Origin of the sequence: Paenibacillus forsythiae T98 (assembly GCF_000520735.1) — a bacterium.
In the GTDB taxonomy this organism is placed as follows: Bacteria; Bacillota; Bacilli; order Paenibacillales; family Paenibacillaceae; genus Paenibacillus_AQ; species Paenibacillus_AQ forsythiae.
In genome coordinates, this window is the sequence record NZ_ASSC01000738.1 from 1 (window position 1) to 5,556 (window position 5,556).

8 protein-coding genes are annotated in these 5,556 nt (G+C 53.8%); 6 read left to right on the top strand and 2 right to left on the bottom strand.

The genetic code is table 11. From position 1 onward, the window contains the following. Both L692_RS0122415 and L692_RS0122420 read left to right on the top strand, forming a co-directional pair. The coding region (locus tag L692_RS0122415; protein WP_025702218.1) for an arsenate reductase/protein-tyrosine-phosphatase family protein at positions 1-327 on the top strand (327 nt) is incomplete at its 5' end. A 134-nt stretch (positions 328-461) separates the two neighbouring features. Then, positions 462-863, top strand: coding sequence for a MerR family transcriptional regulator (locus L692_RS0122420; protein ID WP_232238845.1), 402 nt, complete (start codon positions 462-464; stop codon positions 861-863). 58 nt (positions 864-921) lie between these two features. On the opposite strand, the gene L692_RS0122425 is transcribed toward L692_RS0122420, so the two are convergent. Beyond that, positions 922-1,947, bottom strand: coding sequence for an aldo/keto reductase (locus L692_RS0122425; protein ID WP_025702220.1), 1,026 nt, complete (start codon positions 1,945-1,947; stop codon positions 922-924). Positions 1,948-2,194: 247 nt separating this feature from the next. On the opposite strand from L692_RS0122425, the gene L692_RS0122430 reads away from it, so the two are divergent. The 4 genes from L692_RS0122430 to L692_RS0122445 all read left to right on the top strand — a co-directional run bounded on the left by L692_RS0122430 (position 2,195) and on the right by L692_RS0122445 (position 4,842). Then, on the top strand, positions 2,195-2,542 hold the full coding sequence (locus L692_RS0122430; RefSeq protein ID WP_025702221.1) for a hypothetical protein: 348 nt from the start codon (positions 2,195-2,197) through the stop codon (positions 2,540-2,542). A 99-nt stretch (positions 2,543-2,641) separates the two neighbouring features. Further along, a complete protein-coding gene (locus L692_RS0122435; protein WP_025702222.1) occupies positions 2,642-3,196 on the top strand; it encodes a hypothetical protein in 555 nt (184 codons plus the stop codon). 13 nt (positions 3,197-3,209) lie between these two features. After that, positions 3,210-3,512: a hypothetical protein gene (locus L692_RS0122440; protein ID WP_025702223.1), complete on the top strand. Its 303-nt coding sequence runs from the start codon at positions 3,210-3,212 to the stop codon at positions 3,510-3,512. Positions 3,513-3,807: 295 nt separating this feature from the next. Beyond that, the gene (locus tag L692_RS0122445) at positions 3,808-4,842 is read left to right on the top strand and encodes an NADH:flavin oxidoreductase/NADH oxidase (protein WP_025702224.1); all 1,035 of its coding nucleotides are present in this window, start codon (positions 3,808-3,810) and stop codon (positions 4,840-4,842) included. A gap of 131 nt (positions 4,843-4,973) precedes the next feature. Here L692_RS0122445 and L692_RS0122450 read toward each other — a convergent pair. Further along, positions 4,974-5,556 (bottom strand): N-acetylmuramoyl-L-alanine amidase family protein (locus L692_RS0122450; RefSeq protein WP_036725014.1); only part of this gene is annotated, 583 nt, incomplete at its 5' end.

Sequence of the window (5,556 nt, forward strand, 5' to 3'; positions counted from 1 at the left end):
TGGAATATTTACAGCGCCGGTATTGAAGCCCATGGTCTAAATCCGAAAGCTGTGCAGGCCATGAGTGAAGCGGGGATGGATATTTCGGGGCAGACCTCCGATATCATTGATCCGGAACTGCTTGGTAGCGCCGACCTGGTTGTCACATTATGCGGAGACGCCGCGGATAAATGCCCGGTTACCCCGCCGAAGGTGAAGCGCGAGCATTGGGGATTTGATGATCCGGCCAAGGCGCAGGGGACGGAAGAAGAGAAATGGGCAGTGTTCCAGCGGGTCCGCGACCAGGTTGGAGAACGGATCAGACGATTTGCGGAAACCGGCGAATAGTACAAGAGCCCGGCGCTTCGATCAGGTCGGCGGATGAACTCCGTTAAGCTTGACTTAGAGCTTGCTCCAGGGGCTATAATTGAGATAACGTGCCGGAATTAAAGGTCCATCCTGGAATAGCGGAGGTCAAGCCTGTGAGTCTCAGAATGCAGTACACCATTGGCCAGGTGGCCGAGAAATCCAATTTGTCGATCCACACCTTGAGATATTATGAAAAAGAGGGCCTGCTGCCGTTCATCAAACGAAACGGGAGCGGTATACGCATATATGAAGATGAGCATATCGAGTGGCTTAAATTCATATGCTGCCTCCGCGATACAGGCATGTCCATTTCGCAGTTGAAGGATTTTGTCGAGCTGACCGTGCAAGGCGACGCAACCGTTGAACAGCGTATCCAAATGCTGGAGCTGCAGAAGCAGACCGTTCAAGAGCAGGTCAACACCTTGATGTCCTATATCGGAATGATTGACTTCAAGATCGGCATGTATGCCGGGCAAGCCAAAGACGGACGCGAGAGCGCCGGACAACCGGAGTAGCTCTATGCAAAAAGGGATGACCCCCATGCCATATCAGGTTCATCCCTTTTTCTGCTGCTTATTTCTGAATGGGGTAACGATCCTCAATATAGACCGCAGGGTTCCATAATGGATACTCCGGTTTCAGACGGCTAACCTCATCCAGACGGCTCAGCTCCTCCTCGTTCAAAACAATACCGGAAGCTCCAAGATTGTCCCGAAGCTGATCGGGCCGCTTGGCGCCGACAATCACGCTCGTGACGGCCGGTTGATTGAGCAGCCAGGCCAGGGCGATTCTGGCCACCGAAGTTTCCCGCGATTTGGCGATATTCTGCAGCACATCAACCAGAACATAGCCTTTCTCCCGGTCGATTGGAGGAAAATCGAATTTCGTGCGCCGGTCATCCGCTCCGCCTTGATTGTCCCGTGTATACTTGCCTGACAGAAACCCGCCGGCCAAAGGACTCCAGACGAGCAAGCCCATCTTCTGATCCTGAAGCACGGGAATGATATCCCGCTCAATGTCGCGCCCGGCGAGCGAATAATACGATTGGGCCGTCTGGAAGGCGTGCAGGCCGAGCTGCCGGGAAATGCCGCCGGCCTTCATCATCTGCCAGCCTTGCAGGTTGGAGCAGCCGATATATCGGACCTTGCCGCTGCGAACGAGATCGTCCAGCGCACGCAGCGTCTCCTCCCAGTCCGTATAAGGGTCGGGACCATGAATTTGATAGAGGTCGATATAATCCGTACCCAGACGTTTGAGGCTTTCTTCCGCTTGCTGAATAATATGGCCCCTCGATAACCCTGCCTCGTTCGGACCCGGCCCCATCCGGAATCTTACCTTGGTCGCGATCACCGCTTCATGCCGCTTGCCCTTAAGCGAGCGTCCCAAAATCTCTTCCGATTCTCCCACGCCGTATACATTGGCGGTATCAAAAAAATTAATGCCCGCACCAAGCGCTTCATCCACAAGCCGCTTCGCCGCCTGATCATCCAGGGCGCCCATGGCGGAGCTCATCGGATCTGTTTTGCCGCCGAACGTCATGGTGCCGAGACAAAATTCCGACACCATCAGGCCTGTACCGCCCAACCGTTTGTAGTTCATGCTCAATCTCTCCCTTACTATTCATGATTGCCTTACAACATCATCATAGTATCTAGAGCTTACTCTAGGTCAAGGGGCGAAAGTGAAAGAAACTCGCTATAATTGGGGATAAGCACGATCCGTGTGACGGAAGGGTACTATCCTGCATGCGCAATGTCACATCATCATTTTCAGAAATACGATAAAATTTTCATAAAAATTGATGGTTTTAGTGAACCACAATAGTAATATTAGAGGAGGCATCCAGATGATTAACAAGGAGACACTCGCAAGCTATTATGAGAAGAAAGGCAGATTGCAGCAGAATTTTCTGTCCAAGCAATTTCAGGCCGATCTTCCTGAATTCTCGTCGCATGAAGAAGCGGCCAACTGGTTCAAGGAGCTGTTCGGTGACGACTTTATCTTTGTAGAGAAGGAGAAGGCGGCCAACGAAACCGAATTCTACTACCTGTACGACATTATTCATGACCGCGAGAGATGGGAACGCAGAGAAAGAGACATTAAGGAGAAAGGTTTTGCGAACGGTTTGGGTATGCTCCTGTGCGCCCAGCGAGTCGATATTTACGAGGACGGCTCGGTAGAGATGGCTTTTTAAACAGCAGGACAAGCAACCGGTCAATGCACAATAGTGTGCATGGCTGGTTTTTGTTTTCCTGTCAGGACTAAGGATTAGTATAAGCTAGGGGTCATTGGCATGAAACTACTGAAATGCGTTCCGCTTCTCCTGCTCCTTCTTGCCTTGTCCGGCTGCGGCGGCGCTGCGGCTTTAGCGCCGAAGCCGGGTCCGGGCGGGACAGGCGCTCCGCCTGCCGCGTTCGAATCTCCCGCCCCGACCGCAGCTCCATCTGCGGCTCCGTCGACAGCTCCTTCTCCCGTACCGACAGCGGCTCCGACAACAGCCCTGCCGGCGGTAGTCGAGAACGAAGCGTTGTGGGCCAAATTGGACAAGGAGCTGGAGAGCGAGGATTACAGCTCCATTGCGGCGCAATTTGCGCGGGTCCAAAGCCCGAGCGAAGACCTTACAGCCATGTATCGCTTCGCCATGTACAATATTTGCGGGCAGGACGGGGACGATGAGAAGTCACTGCAATACCTGTATCAAATTCCGGCGGGCTACCGAGGCAGACACGCGGATCTCATAGCCTATTGGAAGTTCGTTCATGAATCTTACACCGAGGGCCAGTCGCAGAATATTACGTTTGACGAATACAAGCGGAAATACTATAAATCCGGCAAAGGCGCTTACTGACGCAGTACAGCTCTTGCCGGATGTTTTTTTAATCGGGGCTCAGGCTCCCGGAGGTTCGCGTCTGCTTGAAATAGTAGAGAATATAGACGATCAGCGGGATGACGAAGAAATTAATCAGCTGAATATACAGCAGGTAATCCAGAATGCTGAACATATCGAACAGTACTATCTCGATGGTCTGGGGCTGGTCAAGGATTACAAGCTTGAACGAAAATATCCTGCCGACGGACGAAAGAATATAATTGAAGATACGGAGTTGGAAATCGATTTCAAGGTGAAGATTTCAGGGACATCCGCGATCAGGAATGCAACCTAGCAGCTTGGCTTGACGGAATCCACTTTGAGGAACCAAGCAGCGAGCCGTTTTCGCAAGTTGACTTCCGCCAACCACTGGGATACTATATGCATGAGCATGCATTTTAGAGGGGCGGCACGGGGAAACATGGTTCTGGACGCTAGTGTCTCCCCTGCATTTCGTCCTGTGCGCCCGAGCCGTGACGCGCTGAATTTTTCTTTGAAACTTATGCGATAATGGCGTTATTCCGGGTATTAAATGGTAGGCTTGAATCAAGCGGCAACCGTTTGATAATGACTGAAAAGGAGAGATTCCATTGACCGATTTATTTACTCCGTACAAGCTTAAGGGGCTGGAACTCAAGAACCGGATTGTTCTTCCTCCGATGTGCCAGTATTCGGTAACCAGCAAAGACGGCATTGCCAATGAATGGCATCATACCCACTATGTAAGCCGGGCGGTTGGCGGGACGGGACTCATTATTATCGAAATGACCGATGTCGAGCCTGACGGGCGGATTACGGATTATGATCTGGGGCTGTGGTCGGACGAACAAATCCCGGCTCTTGCCCGTATTGTAGAGGACTGCCACCGGTATGGCGCGAAGGTCGGCGTCCAAATCGCGCATGCCGGCCGCAAGGCCGAGGACGCGGAGGTTCCCGTCTCGTCTTCGCCGGTGCCATTCAACGAGGAGTCGAAGACGCCGCGCGAATTGTCCACCGATGAAGTGAAAGAGGTGGTCGAGAAGTTCCGGCGGGCGGCGCGGCGGGCGGTACAGGCAGGATTTGACACCATCGAGCTGCACGGCGCCCACGGATATTTGATTCATCAATTCACCTCGCCGCTTACCAACCGGAGAACGGATGAGTACGGCAAGGATCTGACGAAGTTCGGCCGTGAGGTTATCGGCGCGGTCAAGGGCGAACTGCCGGAGGACATGCCGCTCATTCTGCGTATTTCCGCTCAGGAGTACGTTGAAGGGGGTTACGGCATCGAGGATAGCCTGGAATTCAGCAAGGTGTTTAAGGAAGCCGGCGTAGACATGTTCCATATCAGCGCCGGAGGCGAAGGCCCGATCGCTGCGGCCGGCCGTCCGGGTACGCATGCCGCCTACCAGGTGCCGCTCGCGAGAGCCATCAAAGAGGCGCTGGACGTACCGGTCATCGCGGTTGGCCGTCTGGACGATTCCGCGCTTGCCAATGCCGTCATCGGCAACGAGGAGGCCGACCTGGTTGCCGTGGGACGCGGCATGCTGATGAACCCTTACTGGGCGCTGACGGCGGCCGTCGAGCTGCATAAGGAGACGGTTATTCCAAGACAATATGAGCGCGGCTTTGCCTTGTTCAGATAAGAGCGGATTCCCCGTTCCAATAAGCCGGTAACAGACCGCAAACCCCGTTACAAGACGAGAGTCCTGAAACGGGGTTATTTTGTACATTGGTATAGATGGAATATAGGGTCTAGTTGAGCGGCTAACCAAGCCTATTGCGAAAAATAATCGGCGATGCCATTCGCGATGGCCTGGGCCGCTTTTCTCTGGTACGAAGCTTTGCGGATGATGGACTCGTCGCCCGGGTTCGTCAAGAACCCCAGTTCAACCAGGGTCGCCGGTGTTTCGTTTTCCCTAAGAATTTGATAATTCCCGAAGGATACCCCGTTGCTTTTCAGGCCGATGCCGTCGCCGAGCCGGTTCTCTATCGCCCGGGCCAGCTTCATATCATCGGATTGCGAATAAAAAAATGTCAGCGTTCCCGATACCTTTTTCGGTGAGGAATTGAAATGAATGCTGATAAAAGCGTCCGCTGAGACCGACTCGGCAAGTCCTGCCCGGCTGAACAGCGCAGGCCGCTCATCGTCCCGGGTCCGGGTCATGGTCACGCTTGCGCCTGCCGCCTTCAAATCATCGCGCAGGTAGAGCGCCGTTTGCAGGTTCAGGTCTTTTTCGAGTGTGCCGTAGGTCGTGCCGATCATGCCCGGATCATCTCCGCCATGGCCGGGATCGACGACAATCCGCTTTCCGCGAAGACCGTCTGACGCAGGTCTGCCGGCGGCAGCGCCGCCGCTT

Bases quoted from the DNA above. Each gene is read 5' to 3' on its own strand.
- L692_RS0122425 (WP_025702220.1), bottom strand. From the start codon at position 1,947: ATGAACTACAAACGGTTGGGCGGTACAGGCCTGATGGTGTCGGAATTT.
- L692_RS0122430 (WP_025702221.1), top strand. From the start codon at position 2,195: ATGATTAACAAGGAGACACTCGCAAGCTATTATGAGAAGAAAGGCAGA.
- L692_RS0122435 (WP_025702222.1), top strand. From the start codon at position 2,642: ATGAAACTACTGAAATGCGTTCCGCTTCTCCTGCTCCTTCTTGCCTTG.